The sequence below is a fragment of the Paramagnetospirillum caucaseum genome (genome assembly GCF_000342045.1).
Taxonomy (GTDB): Bacteria; Pseudomonadota; Alphaproteobacteria; order Rhodospirillales; family Magnetospirillaceae; genus Phaeospirillum; species Phaeospirillum caucaseum.
Genome location: NZ_AONQ01000012.1, coordinates 44,431 through 66,015 on the forward strand (window position 1 = coordinate 44,431; position 21,585 = coordinate 66,015).

Here is a 21,585-nt window from a genome sequence, read left to right on the forward strand (position 1 = left end):
CGTATTTCAGGAGTGTGAAATGCGACTGATCCGCCTCATCGCCAATCTGGGCTACGGCAGCCAGCGCGACGTCAAGGCCATGATCAAGGCCGGGCGCGTCACCCTGGCCGACGGCACGGTGCTGGACGATGGCGCCAGGGCGGCGCATCACGAGATCCAGGTGGACGGCGAGCCGCTGGACCCGGCGCCCGGCCTGGTGCTGATGCTCCACAAGCCCGAGGATTACACCTGCTCCACCTCGGATCCCGGGCGGATCGTCTACGAGTTGCTGCCCGAGCGCTTCATGCGCCGCAATCCCGTCGTCGCGCCGGTGGGGCGGCTGGACCGCGACAGCTCCGGCCTGCTGCTGCTGACCGACGACGGGCCGCTGTCGCACCGCATCACCTCGCCCAAGCGCCACGTGCCCAAGACCTACGAGGTCACCCTGGCCCGGCCGCTGAACGGGGAGGAGGGGGCCATCTTCGCCGCCGGCACCCTGATGCTGCGCTCGGAGACCACCCCTTTGGCCCCGGCCGAACTGGTGGTCACCGGCCCCCAGACGGCGCGCATCACCATCACCGAGGGCCGCTACCATCAGGTCAAGCGCATGTTCGCCGCCGTGGGCAACCATGTGGAGCGCCTGCACCGCGCCGCCATCGGCGGGTTGTCCCTGGGTGACCTGCCGGAAGGGCGGTGGCGGTGTCTTACCCCGGACGAGATCGCCCTGGTGCTTGGGTCGTCAGGCTGTCCCTGATCAGGCCGAAGAAGATGCGGGGCTGGTCGGGACCTTCGTAGCGCCAGCCCAGGTGCAGGTCGCAGGCCCGGCAGGAGCACAGCCGCCAGAGATAGCCCCGGAACCAGGTGAACTGGCCGCTGGCGGCGCCCAGCGCGATGGCGCCCGGCGCTTCCTTGAAGCATTGCACGCGGAAGACCATGCCGGCGGGGTTGAAGAAGACGTGCTCGAACCCGCCGTTGATGGCCATTTCCCAGCGCCCCCTGGTCACCGGGGCGCCGCAGCGGGCGCAAAAATACTCGATATCCCGTTCCCATGCCGCCGCTTCGGAATGGAGCGACGGCACGTCACGGGGCATGGAGGCCCCGCATGGGCTCAGTGATGGGATTTGGGGCCTTCAACGATGCGGTCCATCAGGGCGAGCAGCACGCCGGACACCACGAACACCATGTGGATGCCGACCATCCAGGCCAGATTCTCCTTGTTCTGTCCCTCGACGTTCATGAACGCCTTGAGCAGATGGATGCCGGAAATGGCGACGATGGAGGCGATCAGCTTGAGTTTCAGCCCGCTGAAATCCACCTTGCCCATCCAGTCGGGGCGGTCCTCGCTATCGCCGGTGTCGATCTTGGACACGAAATTCTCGTAACCGGCGAAGATCACCATCAGCAGCAGGTTGCCGGCCAGCGACATGTCGATCAGGGAGAGGACCAGCAGGATCATCTGGTTCTCGTTCATATCGAGAACGAGGGGCGCCATGTGGATCAGTTCCTGGCAGAACTTGACCAGCAGCATGACCAGCGACAGCACCAGCCCCAGATAGAACGGGGCCATCACCCAGCGGCTGCGGAAAATCAGCTTTTCGAGAAAATGTTCCATGGGCTCTGTCTCGACCTCGACGGGGTTGCCGGAGCAACATGGTTGCCCCGGACCCGGCTGTCAAATGCTGCGGCGCAAAAAGACGGCTTACGGGGTCAGGGTCGCGCCCAGGATATGCTCGCTCTTGTGCACCACATGGGCGCCCTTGCCGACGATCAGCGGATCGGGGAGGTGAACCAGGCCGCGGTCCTTGCCGGGATAGTCCAGCGAGTTGAGGAAATGGAGCATGCAGTTGAGCCGCGCCCGCTTCTTGTCGTCCGACTTGACGATGGTCCACGGCGCATCGGCGGTGTCGGTGTAGAAGAACATGGCCTCCTTGGCCTCGGTGTAATCGGCCCACTTGCCCAGTGACGCCTTGTCGATGGGCGACAGCTTCCACTGCTTCAGCGGGTCCCGTTCCCGCGACCTGAAGCGGCGCAGCTGCTCGTCCTGGGTCACCGAGAACCAGTACTTGTAGAGCTTGATCCCCGAGCGGACCAGCATGCGCTCCACCTCAGGCGTCTGGCGCATGAATTCCAGGTATTCGGCGGGACTGCAAAAGCCCATCACCCGCTCGACGCCGGCCCGGTTGTACCAGGAGCGGTCGAAGAACACCATTTCGCCCGAGGTGGGCAGGTGCTGGACGTAGCGCTGGAAGAACCACTGGCCGCGCTCGATCTCGCTGGGCTTTTCCAGGGCGACCACCCGGGCGGCGCGGGGGTTGAGATGCTCCATGAAGCGCTTGATGGTACCGCCCTTGCCGGCGGCGTCGCGGCCTTCGAACAGCAGCACGAATTTCTGGCCGGTGTCGCGGGCCCAGTGCTGGACCTTGAGAAGCTCGGCCTGGAGGGCGGCTTTCTTGGTTTCGTACTCGGCGCGACCCATGCGGCTCTTGTAGGGATATTCCCCGGTCTCGAAGGCATGGCGCACCGCCTCGGGGTCGTGGCGCATTTCCGCCAGTTCGTGGCGGGCCTGGGCGGCGGGGTTGGCCGGCTTCGGGGTTTTCTTCCGGCTGGAAACGGTGGGAGACGCCGTCTCGGCCGGAGCAACCGGAACCGTTGTGGTGTCGGTCTTGATGGTGTTCCCGTCGTCGGCCATGCCGTCCCCCTCTGATTTTCGGTCCATCCGGGGAAATCCTAGGCGCTTTATGGTTGTCGTGTCCATGCCGCCAAGAAAATACGGTCACGGCCGACGCGGGAGGCTTTCCTCAGTCGGTGCGCTGGATCAGGTGGAAGCCGAACGGGGTTTCCACCACGTCGCTGACCTCGCCGGATTTCAGCGCGAAGGCCGCCACCTCGAATTCCGGCACCATGGCGCCCTGGGGGAACTCGCCCAGGTCGCCGCCGTCCTCGCCCGAGGGGCAGTCGGAATACTGGCGGGCCATCTGGCCGAAATCGGCGCCCTGATTGATCTCTTCCTTGATGCTGTTGATCTCGGTCAGGGCCTCGTCCTTGGAACGGGTGGCCTGGGAGCGGGACGAGCCCTTGTACATCAGCAGGATGTGGGAGGCGCGGACGGTGGAAGACATGGAACTCTCCAATATAGGGAAGACGGTAATGTAGTATCAGCGGCGCGGCTTCGCCAGTTCGTGAATGAGGATGGCGGCGGTGGCCGCCACGTTGAGCGACTGGATGCGGCCCGAGCCGGGCAGGGTGACGATATCGTCGCAGGCGGCCAGGGTGGCGGGCGGCAGGCCGTCCTCCTCGTTGCCGAGGATCAGCGCCACCGGCTTGCCCGGGCGGTTGAGCACCTCGGCCATCGGCTTGCCCGAGCCCAGGGCGGTGCCGACAATACGGTGGGAATCCCTGAGACGTTTCAGGGCCGCAACGAATTTCTTGGCCTGAATCACCTCGACCCATTCCAGGCCGCCCTCGGAAACCCGCAGGGATGCCTCGGACGGGCCGGCCTGTCCCGGGTGGTCGGAGAGCAGCAGGCGCTCCAGGCCGAAGAAGGCCATGGTCCGGGCGATGGCCCCCAGGTTGTGGGGATTGCCGACGCCGTCCAGCACCAGCAGCGACTTGCCCTCCTTGGCCCACAGGTGGGCGTCGGCGGGGTCGAAGACACGGATGGGTTTGGGGCGGCTCACCGCCAGGATGCCGCCGTGCAGCGGCGAGCCGAGGATTCTGGTCAGTTCCTCGGCAGGCGCCATGCGATAGGGCTTGTGCGCCGCCGCCATGGCCTTGCACATCTCGGTGACCGCCTCCTTCATGCGTTCGTCGTAGAACAGCCGCTCGATGCGGGCCGGATCGTGGGCGAACAGGGCCTTGACCGCCGGCCAGCCCGCCACCTTGTCGCTGTCGGGCCGGATCGGGTCGGGGCGCTTCGGCGGCTGCTTCTTGTGCGGAAACGGCGCTCGTGCCATTGCTGGGCCTTTCGGGCAAGGGTGGAATGGGTGTTGTGACTCGGCTGATCGTCTTCAACAAGCCCTATGACGTGCTGACTCAGTTCACCGACCGCGAGGGCGGGCGGGCGACGCTCAAGGATTTCATCACGGTGCCGGGCGTCTACGCCGCCGGACGGCTGGACCGCGATTCGGAAGGGCTGCTGGTGCTGACCGATTCCGGCCCCCTGGCGGCGCGGATCAGCGACCCGAAACACAAGCTGGCCAAGACCTATTGGGCCCAGGTGGAGGGAATTCCGTCCGAGGCCGACCTGGACAGGCTGCGGCGCGGCGTGGTGCTGAGCGACGGCCCGACCTTGCCGGCCGGGGCGCGGGCCATGGCCGAGCCGGAAAACCTGTGGCCGCGCATGCCCCCCATCCGCTACCGCGCCGCCATTCCCACCTCGTGGGTGGAGCTGACGCTGAAGGAGGGCCGCAACCGCCAGGTCCGCCGCATGACGGCTTCCATCGGCTTTCCCACCCTGCGGCTGATCCGCTGGGCGGTGGGGGAGTGGAGCCTGGACGGTCTGGCGCCGGGGGAATGGCGCGAGGTCAAGCTTCCGCCAGCACCGCGCCCAGGCACCCCACGGCCTCGTCCAAAAGCTCGCGGCTGATCACCAGGGGCGGCGCGAAGCGGATGGTGTTGCGGTGGGTGTCCTTGGTCAGGATGCCCTTGGCCGCCAGCCGGTCGCAGACGTCGCGCGCCTGGATGCGCCCGGCGTCGAACTCGATGCCGATGAACAGGCCGCGCCCCCGGATATCCCTGACCAGCGGGCTCTGGATGGCCCGCAGCCGGCCCATCAGCCAGTCGCCCAGTTGGGCGGCCCGCTCGATCAGCCCTTCGTCCAGCAGCACCTGCAGGGCCTCGCGCCCTACCGCCGCCGCCAAGGGATTGCCGCCGAAGGTGGAGCCGTGGTCGCCGGGCTGGAAGACGTCCATCAACTCGGCCTTGCCCAGCAACAGCGAGACCGGCAGCATGCCGCCGCCCAACGCCTTGCCCAGAGTCACCGCATCGGGCTTGACGCCCTCGTGCTCGCAGGCCAGCAGGCGGCCGGTGCGGCCCAGCCCGGTCTGGATCTCGTCGGCGATCAGCAGCACCCGGCGGCGGTCGCATAGCTCGCGGCAGCGGGCGAGATAGCCATCGGGCGGCACGATGATGCCGCCCTCGCCCTGGATGGGCTCCACCAGGAAGGCGGCGGTATCGGGGGTGATGGCGCGCTCCAGGGCTGGCGCATCGCCGAACGGCACCAGGTCGAAGCCGCCGGGGAAGGGGCCGAAGCCGTGGCGGTACTGCTCCACCGTGGACATCCCGACGATGGCGATGGTGCGGCCGTGGAAATTTCCCCGGCAGGCGATGATGCGGGCCTGGCCTTCCGGCACGCCCTTCACGGTATAGGCCCATTTGCGTGCCGCCTTCAGCGCCGTTTCCACCGCCTCGGCGCCGGTGTTCATGGGCAGGGCCCGGTCCATGCCGGTCAGGCGGCAGGCCAGTTCGGCGAAGGGGCCGAGCGGAGCGGTGTGGAAGGCCCGCGAGATCACCGCCAGCTTGCCCGCCTGTTCGGTCAGGGCGCGCACCATGCGGGGATGGCAATGGCCGTGGCTGACGGCGGAATAGGCCCCCATCATGTCGATGTAGCGCCGCCCGGTCTCGTCCCAGACCAGGGCGCCTTCGCCCCTGACCAGCACCACCGGCAGCGGATGGTAGTTGTGGGCGCACCATGTGTCCTCGAGATCGATGGTGGCGGTCATGGCGGTTCTCCCGGTTGCACCGCCGCCCGCAGGAGGGCTTCCATCAGGGCGGCGGTCCTGCCCGCCACGTCGTGGGGCGGACTGTATTCGGCGATTTCCAGGGCGAGGCAGCGGGGCGAGGCCAGCAATGGCCGCAAGGCGTCCAGCAACTCGGCGGCGCGGATGCCGCCCGGCTCGGGCGTGCCCACCGCCGGGGCGTCCCCGGGGTCGACGGCGTCGAGGTCGAGGGTGATGCCGAACGGCCCGGCGGGCAGCGGCATCACCGCGGCGAGGCCCTGGGCGGCGATCTCCTCCATGTGGACGACGCGCAAGCCCGTCCGGCGGGCGAAGGCGGTCTCTTCCGGCTCGAAGCTGCGCACGCCGATCAGGGTGACCCGCCCGGGTGTCAGCGGCGGGCCGGGACAGGCCACGCCGGCCAAGTCCGGGTGGCAGCGCCCCAGCAGGCAGGCCAGCGGCATGCCGTGCAGCGCTCCCGACGGGCTGGTGGAGGGATCGTGGCAATCCATATGGGCGTCGATCCACAGCAGGTCGAACAGGCCCGGCGGCGCCAGGGCGCGGCGCAGGCCGCTCCAGGTGCCCATGGCGATGGAATGGTCGCCGCCGATGACGATGGGAAAACGGCCCTCGGCCGTGATTCCGGCTACCGCCCCGGCCAGGGCGTCGCAGGCCTGGGCGACCACCAGAGCCGGCGAGGACAGGGAGACGGCGACCGGAACGTCGTGCCAGATCAGCGAGGGGCTGCCGGCGGCCAGCCGTTCGAACACGCCCGATTCCTTGAGAACTCTCGGCCCTTCGGCGCATCCCGGGTCGCGGGCGCCTTGTCCAACTCCGACGGCGATGATCGCTGAACGACGATCCATGGCGCCCCTCCTGGGCCTGTCATGGATTCATGTGTGGGCGCAAGAGAGGCTTGGTAAGGGCTGCCTTGAAAATGCCTGAATTCCGTCCCGTTTGCCGCCACGATTGGGCGGCATTGTCCTTCCTCGAAGGCAACCGGCCTTCCAACCCCCAGGATGGACCCGCCATGAAGATCACCCCGAAGACCGCCGAGACGCAGAATGCCGCCGCCCAGCCGGCGATCAAGGCCGAGGATGCCGAGACCCTGCGGCGCCGACGGGCTCAGGTTGCCGCGTATATCTAGGAAATGACCGCCGGAGGACCGGTCGCCCCGTTGGTTCCGGCCCAATCCGGGGCCAGGGGCGACCCGGAATCCGGTGCAAATCCGGCGTAGGACACCGCTTCGGCCGCCGGCGCGGCCGGAGCGGCGCCGGCGATGTCGGCGGCGCCCAGGTCGGGCGCATCGGCCAGGGAGGTCACGCCATCGGGCGAAACCGGGGCGGTGGCGGAAGTCTTGGCCGGAACGGCCGGCTCCCAGCTGATCTCGACGCGCCGCGCGCCCTGATCCTTGGCGCCCTTCTGGCCGCCCTTGACGATGCCCTGACCCACCACCTCGATCCGGGCGGTGACGCCCAGCTTGCGCAGCTGGTCGGCGACCGCCTGAGCCCGATTCTCGGACAAGGTCTTGTTGTAGGAGGCCTTCCCCGAGGCGTCGGTGAAGCCCTGGATGCGGATCACGCCGGGCTCGGCCGCCTTGAGAGCGGGAGCCAGGCCCCACAGCACCTGCATGGTCGAGCCGGTGATGTCGGCCTTGGCGTGATTGAAGTGAACCACCACCGGCGAAGGCGGCAGGGCCACGTCGTCCATCACCACGGGGGCGGTGGGCGGAGGGGGCACTGCGACGATCGGGGTTGAGGTAGTGGTGGACCGCTCCATGGGTTCCATCTCGGCACAGGCCGACACCGCCGCGAGGGCGGTCAGGGCAGCGATGAGGTGAAGGAACTTCATGGGACGACTCTTCTTGCGATCCAGGTGATCAATGTTGCAAGAAAAGAATCGGCTGTCCAGCGCTTTCGAAGTAATGGACTCGTCGGACTCCAGTCCAGGATTCGTTGCGGCCGTGAACTGAACGGATAAACGGGTCTTTCTCTTAAAGTATCGTCTTTACGACGCCGGATTCAGAGGGGGCGGAAAATCCGCCCCCGCCAATGGGTTAGAGTTACTTCCTCGGCTTTCGCCCCAGAATGGGGCCGAGGTAATGGCCGGTATAACTTGCCTTGCACGCCGCCACGTCTTCGGGAGTCCCCGCCGCCACGATGTGGCCACCACCATCACCGCCTTCCGGTCCCAGATCGACGATCCAGTCGGCGGTCTTGATGACTTCCAGGTTGTGTTCGATGACCAGGACCGTATTTCCGGCCTCGACCAGGGCCTGGATCACCTCCAGCAGCTTGCGCACGTCCTCGAAATGCAGGCCGGTGGTGGGTTCGTCCAGGATGTAGAGGGTGCGGCCGGTGGAGCGCTTGGACAGTTCCTTGGCCAGCTTGACCCGCTGGGCCTCGCCGCCCGAGAGCGTGGTGGCCTGTTGGCCCAGATGGATGTAGTCCAGGCCCACCCGTTGCAAGGTGACCATCTTGTCGCGGATGGCGGGAACCGCCTTGAAGAAGTCGGCCGCCTCCTCGACGGTCATGTCGAGAACGTCGGCTATGCTCTTGCCGCGAAAGGTGATTTCCAGGGTTTCGCGGTTGTAACGCTTGCCCTTGCAGACGTCGCACTGGACGTAGACGTCGGGCAGGAAATGCATCTCGATCTTGATGACGCCGTCGCCCTGGCAGGCCTCGCAGCGGCCGCCCTTGACGTTGAACGAGAAGCGGCCGGGCTTGTAGCCCCGCACCTTGGACTCGGGCAGTTCGGTGAACCAGTCGCGGATGGGCGAGAAGGCGCCGGTATAGGTGGCCGGATTGGAGCGCGGCGTGCGGCCGATGGGGCTCTGGTCGATGTCGATGATCTTGTCCAGATGCTCGATGCCGTCGATGCGGTCATAGGGCGAGGGCTGCTCGCGCGCCCCCATCAGGCGCCGGGCCAAGGCCTTGTACAGGGTCTCGATCACCAGGGTGGACTTGCCGCCGCCCGACACGCCGGTGACGCAGGTCAACGTGCCCAGCGGCAGATGGACGTCCACGTCCTTGAGATTGTTGCCGCGCGCCCCGATCAGCTTGAGAAGCCTGCCGTTGCCCGGGCGGCGGATGGCGGGCAGGGGAATATGATCCATGCCGGTGAGATAGCGGCCGGTCATGCTGTTGGGATCGGCCATCACCTGCTCCGGGGTGCCTTCCGATACCACCTGCCCCCCATGGATGCCGGCACCGGGTCCCATGTCGACCAGGTAATCGGCGCAACGGATGGCATCCTCGTCATGCTCGACGACGATCACCGTGTTGCCGATGTCGCGCAGGCGCTTGAGCGTCGCCAGCAGGCGGTCGTTGTCCCTCTGGTGCAGGCCGATAGAGGGCTCGTCCAGCACGTAGAGCACGCCGGTGAGGCCCGAGCCGATCTGACTCGCCAGACGGATACGCTGGCTCTCACCACCCGACAGCGAGCCCGAGCCGCGCCCCATGGTCAGGTATTCCAGCCCCACATCCACCAGGAAGCCCAGGCGGTCGTTGATCTCGCGCAGGATGCGCCGGGCGATCTCCTGGTCCTTTGGCCGCAGGTGATTGTGCAGGTCGGCGAACCAGTCCCGCGCGTTGAGGATGGAGAACTCGGTGGCTTCCGAGATGTGCAGGCCGCGCACCTTGACCGCCAGGGCCTCGGGCTTGAGGCGCGCCCCGCCGCAGGTCTCGCACGGGGCGGTGCCCTGGAAGCGCGACAGGTCTTCCCGCACATAGGACGAATCCGTCTCGCGGTAGCGGCGCGCCATGTTGGGGATGACGCCTTCGAACGACTTCTCGGTATGATAGCCCCTGAAGCCGTCCTCGTAGGCGATGCGGATTTCCTCGTTGCCCGAGCCGTGCAGGATCACCTCGCGGACCCGCTCGGGGAGCTTTTCCCACGGCGTTTCCAGCTTGAAGCGGTAATGCTCGGCCAGACCTTGCAGGGTCTGGAGGTAGTATTGCGAGGTGGAGCCGGCCCAGGGCGCGATGGCGCCGTCACGCAGGGAAAGCCCAGGATTCGGAATGACCAGTTCGGGATCGAAATAAAGCTTCACGCCCAGGCCGTCGCAGGATGGGCAGGCGCCGAACGGGTTGTTGAAGGAGAACAGCCGCGGTTCGATCTCCTCGATGGTGAAGCCCGACACCGGGCAGGCGAACTTGGCGGAGAACACGGTGCGCTCGCCGGTCTCGGCATTCTCGGCGATGGCCAGGCCGTCGGCCAGGGACAGGGCGGTCTCCATGGAATCGGCTAGCCGGTTGCCGAGGCCCGGCTTGACCACCAGGCGGTCGACCACCACCTCGATATCGTGCTTCTTCTTCTTGTCCAGGGTGGGGACGTCGTCGATCTCGTACAGCGTGCCGTCCACCTTGACCCGCTGGAAGCCCTTCTTCTGCAACTCGATCAGGTCCTTGCGGTACTCGCCCTTGCGGCCGCGCACAAAGGGGGCCAGCAGGTAGAGGCGGGTGCCCTCTTCCATGGATTCGACCCGGTCGACCATCTGGCTGACCGTCTGGCTTTCGATGGGCAGGCCGGTGGCGGGCGAGTGGGGCACGCCGACGCGGGCCCACAGCAGGCGCATGTAGTCGTAGATCTCGGTGACGGTGCCCACGGTGGATCGCGGATTCTTCGACGTGGTCTTCTGTTCGATGGAGATGGCCGGGCTCAAGCCCTCGATGCTCTCCACGTCGGGCTTTTGCATCAGTTCCAGGAACTGGCGGGCATAGGCCGACAGGGATTCCACATAGCGGCGCTGCCCCTCGGCATAGATGGTGTCGAAGGCCAGGGACGACTTGCCCGAACCCGACAGGCCGGTGATCACCACCAGCTTGTCGCGCGGCAGGTCCACATCGATATTCTTGAGATTATGCTCGCGGGCGCCACGCACCCGGATGAAGCCGCTCATATCAGGCCAATCCACTTCCACCTCGACAGGGGCGGGATGTTAGAGAGATTCGAGCGGCGGATAAAGGGCTTGCCCGGCATGGCTGGCATGGGTATGGTCCGCCCCGTCATTGGGGAGTAGCCGCCTTCGACTATCAGAAGGGGGCGCGTCAACAGACTTGGGCCTTGGCCCATGGCGCGTCCGGCTCAAAAGCCTGGCGAGACCTTTGGCTTCGGAATTCCAGCATCCAGGGATTGGGCGGGGTTCCGGGCCATCGGTCATGCGTCGCCCAATCCCCCGTCTGGTGCTTCATGGACTCCCTGCTGGTATCCCTTGCCGTGGTCACCGCCGCCGAGATCGGCGATAAGACCCAGCTCCTCGCCCTGTTGCTCGCCGCCAAGTTCAGGAAGCCCTGGGCGGTGGTGGCCGGCATCCTGGTGGCGACCGTCGCCAATCACGGCCTGGCGGCGTGGCTGGGAGTCGAGGTTGCCCGCTGGATCGGCCCCGAAACGATGCGCTGGATCGTTGGCCTTTCCTTCATCAGCATGGCCGCCTGGACCCTGGTCCCCGACAAGATGGACGAGGATGACCAGCCGAAGATGTGGGAAAAGGCCGGCCCCTTCGTCGCCACCACCATCGCCTTCTTCCTGGTGGAGATCGGCGACAAGACCCAGATCGCCACTTTGGCCCTGGGGGCGCGCTTCGGCGACCTGTTGTTCGTCACCATGGGCACCACGCTGGGCATGCTGATCGCCGACGTGCCCGCCGTGTTCGTGGGCAACGCCATGGCCGAGAAGCTGCCGCTCAAGCTGGTGCGCATGGTCGCCGCCGCGTTGTTCGCCATCCTGGGCGTGCTGGCGCTGACCGATGTGGGGAAAAGCCTAGCCGGAGCGTAGCGTTCGTACCGCCGCGTCCCGCTCGAACAGATAGAGCAGGACGCGGAGCGCCTCGCCGCGCGGGGTGGACAGCTCCGGGTCGCGCTCCAGGATCAGGCGGGCATCATCGCGGGCGGCGGCCAGCAATTCGCCGTGGATGGCCAGATCGGCCAGGCGGAATTCCGGCAGGCCGCTCTGGCGGGTGCCCAGCATCTCGCCGCCGCCCCTGAGGCGCAGATCCTCCTCGGCGATGCGGAACCCGTCCTCGGTGGCGCGCATGATCTCGAGCCGTGCCTTGGCGATTTCGCCCAAGGGATGGCCGTAGAGCAGCAGGCAGCGGGATTCCCTGGTGCCGCGCCCCACCCGGCCGCGCAACTGGTGCAACTGGGCGAGGCCGAAGCGCTCGGCATGCTCGATGACCATGATGTTGGCGTCGGGCACGTCGACGCCCACCTCGATCACTGTGGTGGCCACCAGGATGTCCAGGCTTCCGGCGGCGAACTCGGTCATCACCTTGTCCTTGGCGGGGCCCTTCATGCGGCCGTGGATGAGGCCGACCCGGTCGCCGAACACCGCCGACAGGTGCCGGTGGCGCTCCTCGGCGGCGGCGAGGTCCGAGGTTTCCGATTCCTCCACCAGGGGGCAGACCCAATAGGCCCGCGCCCCCGAGGCGATGGCCCGGCCGATGCCCGCCACCATCTCGTCCAGGCGGGCCAGGGGCACCACACGGGTGTCGATGGGCTTCCTGCCCGGCGGCTTCTCGTCCAGGCGGGACGCATCCATGTCGCCATAGGCGGTGAGCAGCAGGGTGCGGGGAATGGGGGTGGCGGTCATCACCAGCATGTCCACGGCGAGGCCCTTGGCCGCCAACTCCAGGCGCTGGTGCACGCCGAAGCGGTGCTGCTCGTCGATCACCGCCAAGGCGAGATCCTTGAAGGCCACATCCTCCTGGAACAAAGCGTGGGTGCCCAGCAGGATGTGGATGTCGCCGGAGGCCAGCCCGTCCAGCACCGCCTGACGCGCTTTCCCCTTGTCGCGGCCGGTGAGCAGGGCGACCCTGAGGCCCGCCGCCTCGGCCAGCGGCGCGATGCCGGCGTAATGCTGGCGGGCGAGGATTTCGGTGGGCGCCATCATGGCGGCCTGACAGCCGGCTTCGACGGCGGTGAGCATGGCCAACAAGGCCACCACCGTCTTGCCGCTGCCCACGTCGCCCTGGAGCAGGCGGAGCATACGCAGCGGCAGGGCCATATCGGCATCGATCTCGGCCAGCGAGCGGCTCTGGGCACCGGTGAGGGTATAGGGGAGCGCAGCCATCACCCTGGCCCGCAAGCTGCCGTCGCCCGCCAGGGGGCGGCCCTTGAGCTTGCGCATCTGGGCGCGGACCATGGCCAGCGCCAGCTGATTGGCCAGCAATTCGTCAAAGGCGAGGCGGCGGCGCGCCGGGGTGTCGCCGGTGGCGGCATGCTCGTCGGCGGGATGGTGGACGGCGGTCAGCGCCTCGCGCCAACCGGGCCAGTCCTGGCGGGCCAGCCAATGGGGCTCCTGCCATTCCGGCAATTCCGGGGCCTTGGCCACGGCGGCCGCCACCGTCTTGGCCACCGCGCGGCCGGTCAGCCCGGCGGTCAGGCCGTAGACCGGCTCCACCGCCATCACCTGGGCCAGTTCGTCCAGGGGCACGATATGGTCGGGGTGGCTGATCTGGATTTCGTTGGCGAAATGCTCGACCACACCGCTGACCACCCGGACCTCGCCCTCGGGCAATTGCTTTCTCAGCCAGTCCTCGCGCCCGTGGAAGAACACCAGGTGCAGGAAGCCGGTCTCGTCGGCCATGCGCACCCGGTAGGGGCGCTTCGGCGAGGACGAGGAGAAGTGGGCGTCGACCCTGAGCGCCAGGGTGGCGACCTTGCCGTGGGGGGCTTCCGCCACCTTGGGGGCGAAGCGGCGGTCGATCACCCCGGTGGGCAGGTGCCACAGCAGATCCAGCACCTTTTCCCCCACCAGCCGCTGGTACAGCGGCGCGAGGCGCGGACCGATGCCGGGCAGGCTGGTCACCGGGGCGAAGAGGGGAAACAGAACCTGGGGGCGCATGGCGGGCTGACATTCCGGTCTCGAGGGGCTATATCCTAGTCGGCTCCGAAACCGACGCAATGCCGGATGCAATGGATCAAGATCGACTGAAGCGCCTGATGTTCCGTGCCCACCACATGGGCTCCAACGAGAACGACATCCTGTTCGGCGGATTCGCCGCCAAGTATCTGGAAACGCTGTCGTCCGAGCAGGCCGAGCGGTTCGAATCCCTGATCGCCGAGAACGATACCGACCTGTTCAACTGGGCCACCGGCAAGGAAGAGGTGCCGGCGCATCTCGACCATGACGTGATGGCGATGATCAAGACATTCGTTCAGAGCGAAGCCGCACCGATTTGAAAAATATGGATAATCTTATCGCGGAGCCGGGGCGCCACAAGGTCGCCGGCGCGCCGGAAGGGCGCGACGCCCTGCTGCTGGCCGAACTGGCGGCGGGGACGGAAGGCGGTATCCTGCACGTCGCCCGCGACGAGGGCCGCATGGCGCGGGTGGCCGAGGCGCTGGCCTTCTTCGCCCCCGAGCTCACCGTGCTGGAGTTTCCCGGCTGGGATTGCGTGCCCTATGACCGGGTCTCGCCCCATGTGGACATGGTGGCGCGGCGTATCGACACCCTGGCAAGGCTAGCCGACGGGGTGAAGGGCGCCTTCGTGGTGCTGACCACCGTTCCCGCTTTGGCGCAACGGGTGCCGCCGCGCGAGGCCCTGGCCTCGGCGACGCTGGACGCCCGCAAGGGCTCGGCGCTGTCCATGGACAAGCTGATCGGCTTTTTGGCCAAGAACGGCTATGTACGCGCCGACACGGTAATGGAGCCGGGCGAGTACGCGGTCAGGGGCGGCATCGTCGACCTGTTCCCGCCGGGCTCGGGCGAGCCGCTGCGCCTGGATTTCTTCGGCGACGAGATCGAGTCCGTGCGCTCCTTCGACCCCATGAGCCAACGAACCACGGGGGTCGTTGAGGGGTTCGTCTGCCGCCCGGTCAGCGAGGTGGGGCTGGACGAGGCCTCCATCGCCCGCTTCCGCGCCCATTACCGCGAGATGTTCGGGGTGGTGCAGGGGCCGGACCCGCTGTACGAGGCCATTTCCGAGGGCATCAAGTTCAACGGCATGGAGCATTGGTTGCCGCTGTTCCATGACGGCCTCGACACCCTGTTCGCCTATGTGCCCGAGGCGGCGGTAGTGCTCGATCACCAGTCGGACGAGGCGCTGTCCGCCCGTCACGCCCTGGTACTGGAATATTTCGACGCCCGCGCCGGCCTGTCCGGCTCGGGCCTGACCGAATCCGGCATGGTCTACCACCCCATTCCGCCCGAACGGCTCTATCTCGAGCGCCAGGAATGGGACCGGCTGCTGGGCATGTGCCCCGTCCTCCACCTGTCGCCCTTCGACCCGGCGGAAGACGGCTCGCTGGATGCCGGCGGGCGTCTGGGCCGCGACTTCGCCGATATGCGGGCGCGGCCGGGCATCAACGTCTATGACTGCGTGCGCGAGCACGCCGAGGAACAGGCCAAGGCCGGGCGCCGCATGGTGATCGCCGCCTGGACCCAAGGCTCCCGCGACCGTCTGGCCGGGGTGCTGAAGGACCACGGCATCAAGGGCATCGAGACGGTGGACAGCTGGGCCGAGGCCCAGGCCCTGGACAAGGGAAGGGTGGCGGTGGCCATCCTCGGCCTCGACCACGGCTTCACCACCTCCCAATTGGCCCTGGTCACCGAGCAGGACATCCTGGGCGACCGTCTGGCGCGGCCCGCCCGCAAGAAGAAGAAGGGCGCCCAGTTCATCGCCGAGGCCTCCGCCCTGTCCGAGGGCGACCTGGTGGTGCATGTGGAGCACGGCATCGGCCGCTATGACGGCCTGGTTGCTCTGGAAGTGTCGGGCGCTCCCCACGACTGCCTGCGGGTGATCTATGACGGTGGCGACAAGCTGTTCGTGCCGGTGGAAAACATCGACGTCCTGACCCGCTTCGGTTCGGAGCAGGCGGGTGTGTCGCTGGATAAGCTGGGCGGCACGGCGTGGCAGGCCCGCAAGGCCAAGCTCAAGAAGCGCATCCGCGACATCGCCGACCAGCTGATCGGCATCGCCGCCCAGCGCCAGATGCGCCGGGGCGAGGCGCTGGTGCCGGCGGAGGGGCTGTACGACGAGTTCTGCGCCCGCTTCCCCTTCGCCGAGACCGACGACCAACTGCGCGCCATCGAGGATTGCATCGCCGATCTGGCTTCTGGCCGCCCCATGGACCGCCTGATCTGCGGCGATGTGGGCTTCGGCAAGACCGAGGTGGCCATGCGCGTCGCCTTCGTGGCGGCGTTGCAGGGCCTTCAGGTGGCGGTGGTGGTGCCCACCACGCTCCTGGCCCGCCAGCATTACCGCACCTTCAAGGAACGCTTCGCCGGTCTGCCGGTGCGGGTCGAGCAATTGTCGCGCTTGGTGACCGCCAAGACGGCGTCGGAGGTCAAGGCCGGGGTGACCGACGGTTCGGTGGACATCGTGATCGGTACCCATGCGCTTCTCGCCAAGGGCATCGGCTTCAAGCGCCTGGGCCTGCTGATCATCGACGAGGAGCAGCATTTCGGCGTCGCCCACAAGGAACGCCTGAAGCAGCTGAAATCCGACGTTCACGTCCTGACGCTGACCGCCACGCCCATTCCCCGCACCCTCCAGATGGCGCTGTCGGGGGTGAAGGAAATGAGCGTCATCGCCACCCCGCCGGTGGACCGCCTCGCCGTGCGCACCTTCGTGCTGCCCTACGATCCGGTGGTGCTGCGCGAATCCATCCTGCGCGAGCGCTATCGCGGCGGACAGGTGTTCTATGTCTGCCCGCGTCTGGCCGATATCGACCGGGTGGCCGAGCGCCTGGCCAAGCTGGTGCCCGAGGTCAAGACCGCCGTGGCCCATGGCCGTCTGGCGCCTGCCGACCTGGAAGAGGTGATGGTGGCCTTCGGCGACAAGCAGTACGACGTGCTGCTGTCCACCAACATCATCGAATCCGGCATCGATATGCCCAGCGTCAACACCCTGATCATCCACCGCGCCGACATGTTCGGCCTGGGCCAGCTCTACCAGCTGCGCGGCCGGGTGGGGCGTGGCAAGACGCGGGGCTATGCCTACTTCACCCTGCCCAACGACAAGGTGCTGTCCAAGGCGGCGGAAAAGCGATTGCAGGTGATGCAGGCGCTCGACACGCTGGGGGCCGGCTTCCAGCTGGCCAGCCACGATTTGGACATCCGGGGCGCCGGCAACCTGCTGGGCGAGGAGCAGTCGGGCCATATCCGCGAGGTGGGCATCGAGCTTTACCAGCAATTGCTGGAGGAGGCGGTGGCCGCCGCCAAGGGCGGGCAGGGGGGCGAGGCCGCCGAGGAATGGTCGCCGCAGATCGCCGTCGGCACCCCGGTGCTGATCCCCGAGACCTATGTGGCCGACCTGTCGGTGCGCCTGTCGCTCTATCGCCGCATCGGCTCGCTGGCCGATCAGGCGGAGATCGAGGCCCTGGCCGCCGAGCTGATCGACCGCTTCGGCAAGCTGCCGCCCGAGGTGGAGAACCTGCTGGAGGTGGTGGCCATCAAGGCGCTGTGCAAGCTGGCCGGCATCGACAAGGTGGATTCCGGGCCAAAGGGCGCCGTGGTCTCCTTGCGCGGCAACGTCTTCACCAATCCGGCCGCCCTGGTGCAATTCATCGCGCGGTCGGCCGGTTCTTGCAAGATCAGGCCCGACCACAAGATCGTCTTCCTGCGCGCCTGGGAAGACCCGAAGCAGCGGATCACCGGGCTGCGCAACGTCATCGGCAAACTGGCGGAATTGGCTTCGGCCTGAAAATGGAGTATAGGCGAATCCCGCCTTTAGGAACCGACATGAAATATCCCACGCCCCCCACCGTCATCCCCCTGGAAAACATCCTTCCCGACGAGCCCCTGCTGATGATGGGCGCCGGACCGGTGCCGATTCCGGTCAAGGTGGCCATGGCCAACTCGCTGATCATCAACCACCTGGGCGACACCATGAACGCGGTGATCGAACAGGTGAAGACCATGGGCCGCTACGTCTTCCAGACCGCTTCGCCCCATGTGATGGGCGTGGCCGGCCCGGCCTCGGCCGCCATGGAGATGGCTATCGCCAATCTGGTGGAGCCGGGGACCCGGGTGCTGTCCATCTGCAACGGCCTGTTCTCCCGCCGTCTGGCCGAGATGGCCGACCGCGTCGGCGGCGACGTCACCCGTCTGGACGCCCCCGACAAGCGGGCCATTTTCGCCGAGGACGTGGAAAAGGCGCTGAAGACCGGCAACTTCCAGATCCTGACCGTGGTGCAGGGCGAGACCTCCAACACGGTGTGGAACCGCGATCTGGTGGAAATCTGCCGCCTGGGCAAGCAATACGGCTGCCTCAACATCGTCGACGCCGTCTGCACCCTGTCGACCATGCCCATGGAAATGGACGAGTGGATGGTGGACGCCATCATCACCGGCGGTCAGAAGGGCCTGTCCTCCATTCCCGGCGTGTCGCTGATCGCCTTCTCGGAAGAGGCCTTCGCCCGCATCGAGAAGCGCAACGCCCCCATGGCCCATTGGTGCCTGGACGCCCGCCTCGCGCACCAGTTCTGGCACAACCACTCCTACCACTATACCGCCCCGGTGTCGGGCATCCTGGCCCTGCACGAGGCGCTGCGCCTGATCGGCGACGAGACCCTGCCGGGCCGCTTCCGCCGCCACGCCCAGTGCTCGACGGCGCTGCAGCGGGGTATCGAGGCCATGGGCCTCAAGCTGCTGATCGCCCCGGATTCGCGCCTCAACTCGGTGGTGGGAATCGAACTGCCCGGCCACGTCTCGGCCGATCAGGTCCGCCACATCATGAGCCAGGTCCACAAGGTGGAAATCTCCGGCGCCTTCGGCCTGCCCATCGTCCGCATCGGCCAGATGGGCGAGCAGTCCCGTGCCCCCAACCTGTTCCGCACCCTGCACGCCCTGGGCTCCGCCATGCGCGCCGCCGGCGGCACGGTGGACATGCCCGGCGGCATGGCCGAACTGGAACGCAGCCTGGCGTCCGAGGTAAGGGCGTAGGGGAAAGCCCTGTAAATTCACCACATAAGGCACGAAGGGCACGAAGAAGAGGAAATCTCTTTTCCTTCGTGATCCTTCGTTCCCCTGCGCCTTCGTGGTGAATATCCGAGGCTCTTCCTTATCCCCGATGCACGCTCAGCCCGCCCGGGGCCTGGCAGACCGGCATCATCTCGATGCGGTTGATGTTGACGTGGGCGGGAAGCGATGCCGCCCAGTAGACCGCCTCGGCGATGTCGTCCGAGGTCAGCGGCTGGGTACCCTCGTAGACCTTGGCGGCCTTCTCGGCATCGCCGTGGAAGCGCACCTGGGAGAACTCGCTGCCGCCGCACAGGCCGGGTTCGATATTGGTCACCCGTACCCGGGTCTTGGCCAGATCGGTGATCAGGTTGAGCGAGAACTGGGCCACGGCGGCCTTGGTGGCGCCATACATGTTGCCGCCACCATAAGGATAGGTGCCGGCCACCGAGCCGAGATTGACCACGTGGCCGCGGTCGCGCTCCACCATGCCGGGCAGGATGGCCCGGGTCATGTACATCAGACCCTTGAGGTTGGTGTCGATCATGGTTTCCCAATCGTCGAGGTCGGCGTTCTGGGCCGGCTCGAGGCCCAGGGCGAGCCCGGCGTTGTTGACCAGGACGTCGACGGGCCGGGGCAGGGCGGCGGCGAAGGCGGCCACCGCCGCCCGGTCGCGCACGTCCAGGGCGGCGGCATGCACCGGAACGGCGCTCAGTTCGGCCTTCAGCGCCTCCAGCCGGTCGGTGCGGCGGCCGCAGATCACCAGAGCGGCGCCGTCGGCGGCGAAGCGCCGGGCGATGGCGGCGCCGAAGCCGGCGGTGGCGCCGGTGACCAGGACCGTACGGTTCGTCCACATGCTACTTGTTGACCTCCGAGGCGCGGGGGGCGAGGGGGCGGTTGGGGTCGATATCGCGGATCATCACCAAATGCGGCATGGGCGCCAGGGGGTTCTCGATCTTCCAGATATAGACCTTGGAGGTACCGAACGGCTTGACCACGGTGGCGTTGTGCTCGACCACATTGCCATCGGTGGTGATGCGGAACTCGCCTTCCATGTTGAGTCCCAGTTCGGCCAGGATCTGGGCGTCCGAGGGCTTCATGGCGTTGGCCCGGATGACGATGGCGCCGTTCTCCATGGAACGCAGCGACAGCATCCGGGCATCGCGGCGGATCAGCGAGGTCAGCTGGACCTTTTCCAGGCGGCCGACCCGCTCGTATTCCACCGAGAAGCGCCCCTTGCCCTTGGACTCGATCTTGCGGAAGGCGATGTCGCGCGACAGGTCGCGGCGGATGTTCTCCTGCCGCTCTGCCTCGTTCTCGGGCTTGATCTTGTTCTTGCGGTAATCGTCCAGGATGGGGGCGAACATCAGGTCGCCCTTGAAGCTCAGCGAATAATCGCCGTACTTGGACAGGCGCAGCTCGCCCCTGAACTTGTCGGGGATATAGCACGACGACAGCAGCAGCAGGGCCGCCAGCACGCCGATCCGCTTCAGCCAGTCACCCGCCACCATGCCCTCCGGCCTTCTCCAAGGTCTTGGCAGCCTGCCACAGAGCCTCCATCTCGTCGAGGGTGGCGGCTTCCGCCGAGCGTCCCGCCGCCTTCAATTCCGTCTCGATATGACGGAAGCGGCGCTCGAACTTGGTGTTGGCGCGCTTCAGGGCGCGCTCGGGATCGACGTTCAGCTTGCGGGCCAGGTTGACGCAGACGAACAGCACGTCGCCCATCTCGTCCTCCAGCCGGTCGAAGGGGGCCTGGCTACGGATTTCCTCGGCGATTTCATGGGCTTCCTCGGCCAGCTTGTCGAGGATGGTTTCCGGCCGGTCCCAGTCGAAACCCACCCGGGCGGCGCGATTCTGCAGCTTCAGCGCCCGCGTCATGGGGGGCAGGGTGCGGGCCACCCCGTCCAGGATGCCCGGCTCGGCGCCGTCGGCCTTGGCGGCGCGTTCGCGGGCCTTGGTTTCCTCCCAGGCCTCCACCTGTCCGGCGGAATCGCGGCCGTCATTCTCGACGAAAACGTGGGGATGGCGGCGGACCATCTTGTCGGCGATGGAGGATGCGATGGCGTCGAAGTCGAAATCGCCGTTCTCCTTGGCCATCTGGGCGTAGAACACCACCTGGAACAGCAGGTCGCCCAACTCGTCCTTCAACTGGGCCATGTCGCCGTGCTCGATGGCCTCGGCCACCTCGTAGGCTTCCTCGATGGTGTAGGGCGCAATGGTGGCGAAACTCTGCTCCAGGTCCCAGGGGCAGCCGCACTCGGGGGCGCGCAGCCGCGCCATGATGGCCAGCAGGCGCTCGATGGGCGTCTCGCCGCCCATCACTGAGCCTTGGCCTCGGCGGCGAAATCGGCGCCGGTTCCCCAGGGATCGTCGACCATCATCAGCGGGCAGCGTTCGCGATAGGTGGCGGCGATCTCCTCGTAGGGCACGTCGTAATAGCTTCCACGCTCCTGGACATATTCCATATGGCGGCGGTCCTGCTTGTCGAACGGGTGGAAGACCGAGTCGGTTTTTCCATCCCATTCAAGGGGATGGACGCCGAACTTCTCGCACAGCGCCAGGTTGAAGGCGGGGGTGGCCTTGACCCATTGGTCCTCGGCCATGATCTCGGCGAAGGAGTGCCAGCAGAACACGTCGCTGCCGTTCTTTTCGATCAGCTTGGGGGTGGCGAGGTGGTTGCGGACATCGGCGAAACCCAGGCGGGCGGGAATGCCGATGGCCCGTGCGCAGGCGGCCAGCAAGGCCGCCTTGGGGATGCAAAAGCCGTTGCCGGCGGCCAGGATGTCGCTGGCCGAATAGGTTTCCGGCTGGTTGAACCGCACATAGGGATTGTAGATCACCTTGTCGCGCACGGCGTAATACAGGCGGATGGCGGCGTCCAGGCGGTCGGCGGCGCCGGCGGCGGCGTCCGTGGCGAAGGCGACGATGGCCGGGTCGTCGCTCTGGACGAATTTGGCGGGCTGCAGGGCGCGGGGATCGACGGTCATGATGC

Annotated in this window: 20 protein-coding genes and 1 riboswitch; of the genes, 6 read left to right on the forward strand and 14 right to left on the reverse strand. The window is 67.0% G+C overall.

Features of this window, described 5'->3' with window-relative positions:
* Positions 1-19: 19 nt before the first annotated feature.
* The gene (locus H261_RS06245; RefSeq protein ID WP_008615547.1) at positions 20-733 is read left to right on the forward strand and encodes a pseudouridine synthase; all 714 of its coding nucleotides are present in this window, start codon (positions 20-22) and stop codon (positions 731-733) included.
* Here H261_RS06245 and H261_RS06250 read toward each other — a convergent pair.
* The 5 genes from H261_RS06250 to H261_RS06270 all read right to left on the reverse strand — a co-directional run bounded on the left by H261_RS06250 (position 684) and on the right by H261_RS06270 (position 3,932).
* On the reverse strand, positions 684-1,070 hold the full coding sequence (locus H261_RS06250; protein ID WP_008615550.1) for a cereblon family protein: 387 nt from the start codon (positions 1,068-1,070) through the stop codon (positions 684-686). The two genes, H261_RS06245 and H261_RS06250, sit on opposite strands and share 50 nt — an antisense overlap.
* A 17-nt stretch (positions 1,071-1,087) precedes the next feature.
* Entirely contained in the window at positions 1,088-1,591 is a 504-nt protein-coding gene (locus H261_RS06255) for a TIGR00645 family protein (protein WP_008615552.1), read from the reverse strand.
* 87 nt (positions 1,592-1,678) lie between these two features.
* Entirely contained in the window at positions 1,679-2,668 is a 990-nt protein-coding gene (ppk2, locus tag H261_RS06260) for a polyphosphate kinase 2 (protein ID WP_008615554.1), read from the reverse strand.
* 109 nt (positions 2,669-2,777) lie between these two features.
* A complete protein-coding gene (locus H261_RS06265; protein WP_008615556.1) occupies positions 2,778-3,098 on the reverse strand; it encodes a peptidylprolyl isomerase in 321 nt (106 codons plus the stop codon).
* Between the two features lie 36 nt (positions 3,099-3,134).
* The gene (locus tag H261_RS06270) at positions 3,135-3,932 is read right to left on the reverse strand and encodes a TrmH family RNA methyltransferase (RefSeq protein WP_008615559.1); all 798 of its coding nucleotides are present in this window, start codon (positions 3,930-3,932) and stop codon (positions 3,135-3,137) included.
* A gap of 35 nt (positions 3,933-3,967) precedes the next feature.
* Between H261_RS06270 and H261_RS06275 the strand changes: the two genes are divergently transcribed.
* Positions 3,968-4,564: a pseudouridine synthase gene (locus H261_RS06275; RefSeq protein ID WP_008615561.1), complete on the forward strand. Its 597-nt coding sequence runs from the start codon at positions 3,968-3,970 to the stop codon at positions 4,562-4,564.
* On the opposite strand, the gene rocD is transcribed toward H261_RS06275, so the two are convergent.
* From rocD to uvrA, 4 genes are all read right to left on the reverse strand, one after another.
* Entirely contained in the window at positions 4,503-5,699 is a 1,197-nt protein-coding gene (rocD, locus tag H261_RS06280; RefSeq protein ID WP_008615569.1) for an ornithine--oxo-acid transaminase, read from the reverse strand. The two genes, H261_RS06275 and rocD, sit on opposite strands and share 62 nt — an antisense overlap.
* Complete coding sequence (locus H261_RS06285; RefSeq protein WP_040475832.1) at positions 5,696-6,559, reverse strand: arginase; 864 nt, start codon at positions 6,557-6,559, stop codon at positions 5,696-5,698. Before H261_RS06285 ends, rocD begins: the two co-directional genes overlap by 4 nt.
* A gap of 277 nt (positions 6,560-6,836) precedes the next feature.
* Positions 6,837-7,544, reverse strand: coding sequence for an OmpA family protein (locus H261_RS06290; protein ID WP_008615573.1), 708 nt, complete (start codon positions 7,542-7,544; stop codon positions 6,837-6,839).
* 211 nt (positions 7,545-7,755) lie between these two features.
* Complete coding sequence (gene uvrA, locus H261_RS06295; RefSeq protein WP_008615574.1) at positions 7,756-10,593, reverse strand: excinuclease ABC subunit UvrA; 2,838 nt, start codon at positions 10,591-10,593, stop codon at positions 7,756-7,758.
* Positions 10,594-10,692: 99 nt separating this feature from the next.
* Positions 10,693-10,867, forward strand: a riboswitch (yybP-ykoY riboswitch).
* Between the two features lie 16 nt (positions 10,868-10,883).
* Here uvrA and H261_RS06300 point away from each other — a divergent pair.
* Complete coding sequence (locus tag H261_RS06300; RefSeq protein ID WP_008615576.1) at positions 10,884-11,468, forward strand: TMEM165/GDT1 family protein; 585 nt, start codon at positions 10,884-10,886, stop codon at positions 11,466-11,468.
* Here the strand turns inward: H261_RS06300 and recG are convergent.
* Complete coding sequence (gene recG, locus H261_RS06305) at positions 11,454-13,535, reverse strand: ATP-dependent DNA helicase RecG (protein WP_008615585.1); 2,082 nt, start codon at positions 13,533-13,535, stop codon at positions 11,454-11,456. The genes H261_RS06300 and recG overlap by 15 nt on opposite strands.
* A gap of 71 nt (positions 13,536-13,606) precedes the next feature.
* Between recG and H261_RS06310 the strand changes: the two genes are divergently transcribed.
* Genes H261_RS06310 through H261_RS06320 form a run of 3 tightly spaced genes read left to right on the forward strand, consistent with a single transcriptional unit; the run spans position 13,607 to position 18,578 of the window.
* Positions 13,607-13,873: an FAD assembly factor SdhE gene (locus H261_RS06310; RefSeq protein ID WP_235062879.1), complete on the forward strand. Its 267-nt coding sequence runs from the start codon at positions 13,607-13,609 to the stop codon at positions 13,871-13,873.
* 5 nt (positions 13,874-13,878) lie between these two features.
* Entirely contained in the window at positions 13,879-17,337 is a 3,459-nt protein-coding gene (gene mfd, locus H261_RS06315; RefSeq protein ID WP_008615587.1) for a transcription-repair coupling factor, read from the forward strand.
* Between the two features lie 38 nt (positions 17,338-17,375).
* The gene (locus H261_RS06320; protein ID WP_008615588.1) at positions 17,376-18,578 is read left to right on the forward strand and encodes a pyridoxal-phosphate-dependent aminotransferase family protein; all 1,203 of its coding nucleotides are present in this window, start codon (positions 17,376-17,378) and stop codon (positions 18,576-18,578) included.
* A 118-nt stretch (positions 18,579-18,696) separates the two neighbouring features.
* On the opposite strand, the gene H261_RS06325 is transcribed toward H261_RS06320, so the two are convergent.
* From H261_RS06325 to H261_RS06340, 4 genes are read right to left on the reverse strand one after another with little or no spacing between them, the layout of a single operon-like run.
* Positions 18,697-19,449 carry an SDR family oxidoreductase gene (locus H261_RS06325; protein ID WP_008615589.1) on the reverse strand — a complete coding sequence of 251 codons (753 nt, stop codon included), beginning with the start codon at positions 19,447-19,449 and terminating at the stop codon, positions 18,697-18,699.
* Between the two features lies 1 nt (position 19,450).
* Positions 19,451-20,104 (reverse strand): hypothetical protein, encoded by a 654-nt coding sequence (locus H261_RS06330; RefSeq protein WP_008615590.1) that lies wholly within the window; start codon positions 20,102-20,104, stop codon positions 19,451-19,453.
* Positions 20,091-20,912, reverse strand: a complete 822-nt coding sequence (gene mazG / locus H261_RS06335; RefSeq protein ID WP_008615591.1) for a nucleoside triphosphate pyrophosphohydrolase — start codon at positions 20,910-20,912, stop codon at positions 20,091-20,093. Before mazG ends, H261_RS06330 begins: the two co-directional genes overlap by 14 nt.
* A complete protein-coding gene (locus H261_RS06340; RefSeq protein ID WP_040475846.1) occupies positions 20,912-21,580 on the reverse strand; it encodes a transglutaminase-like domain-containing protein in 669 nt (222 codons plus the stop codon). The genes mazG and H261_RS06340 overlap by 1 nt, the downstream gene beginning before the upstream one ends.
* Positions 21,581-21,585 lie beyond the last annotated feature (5 nt).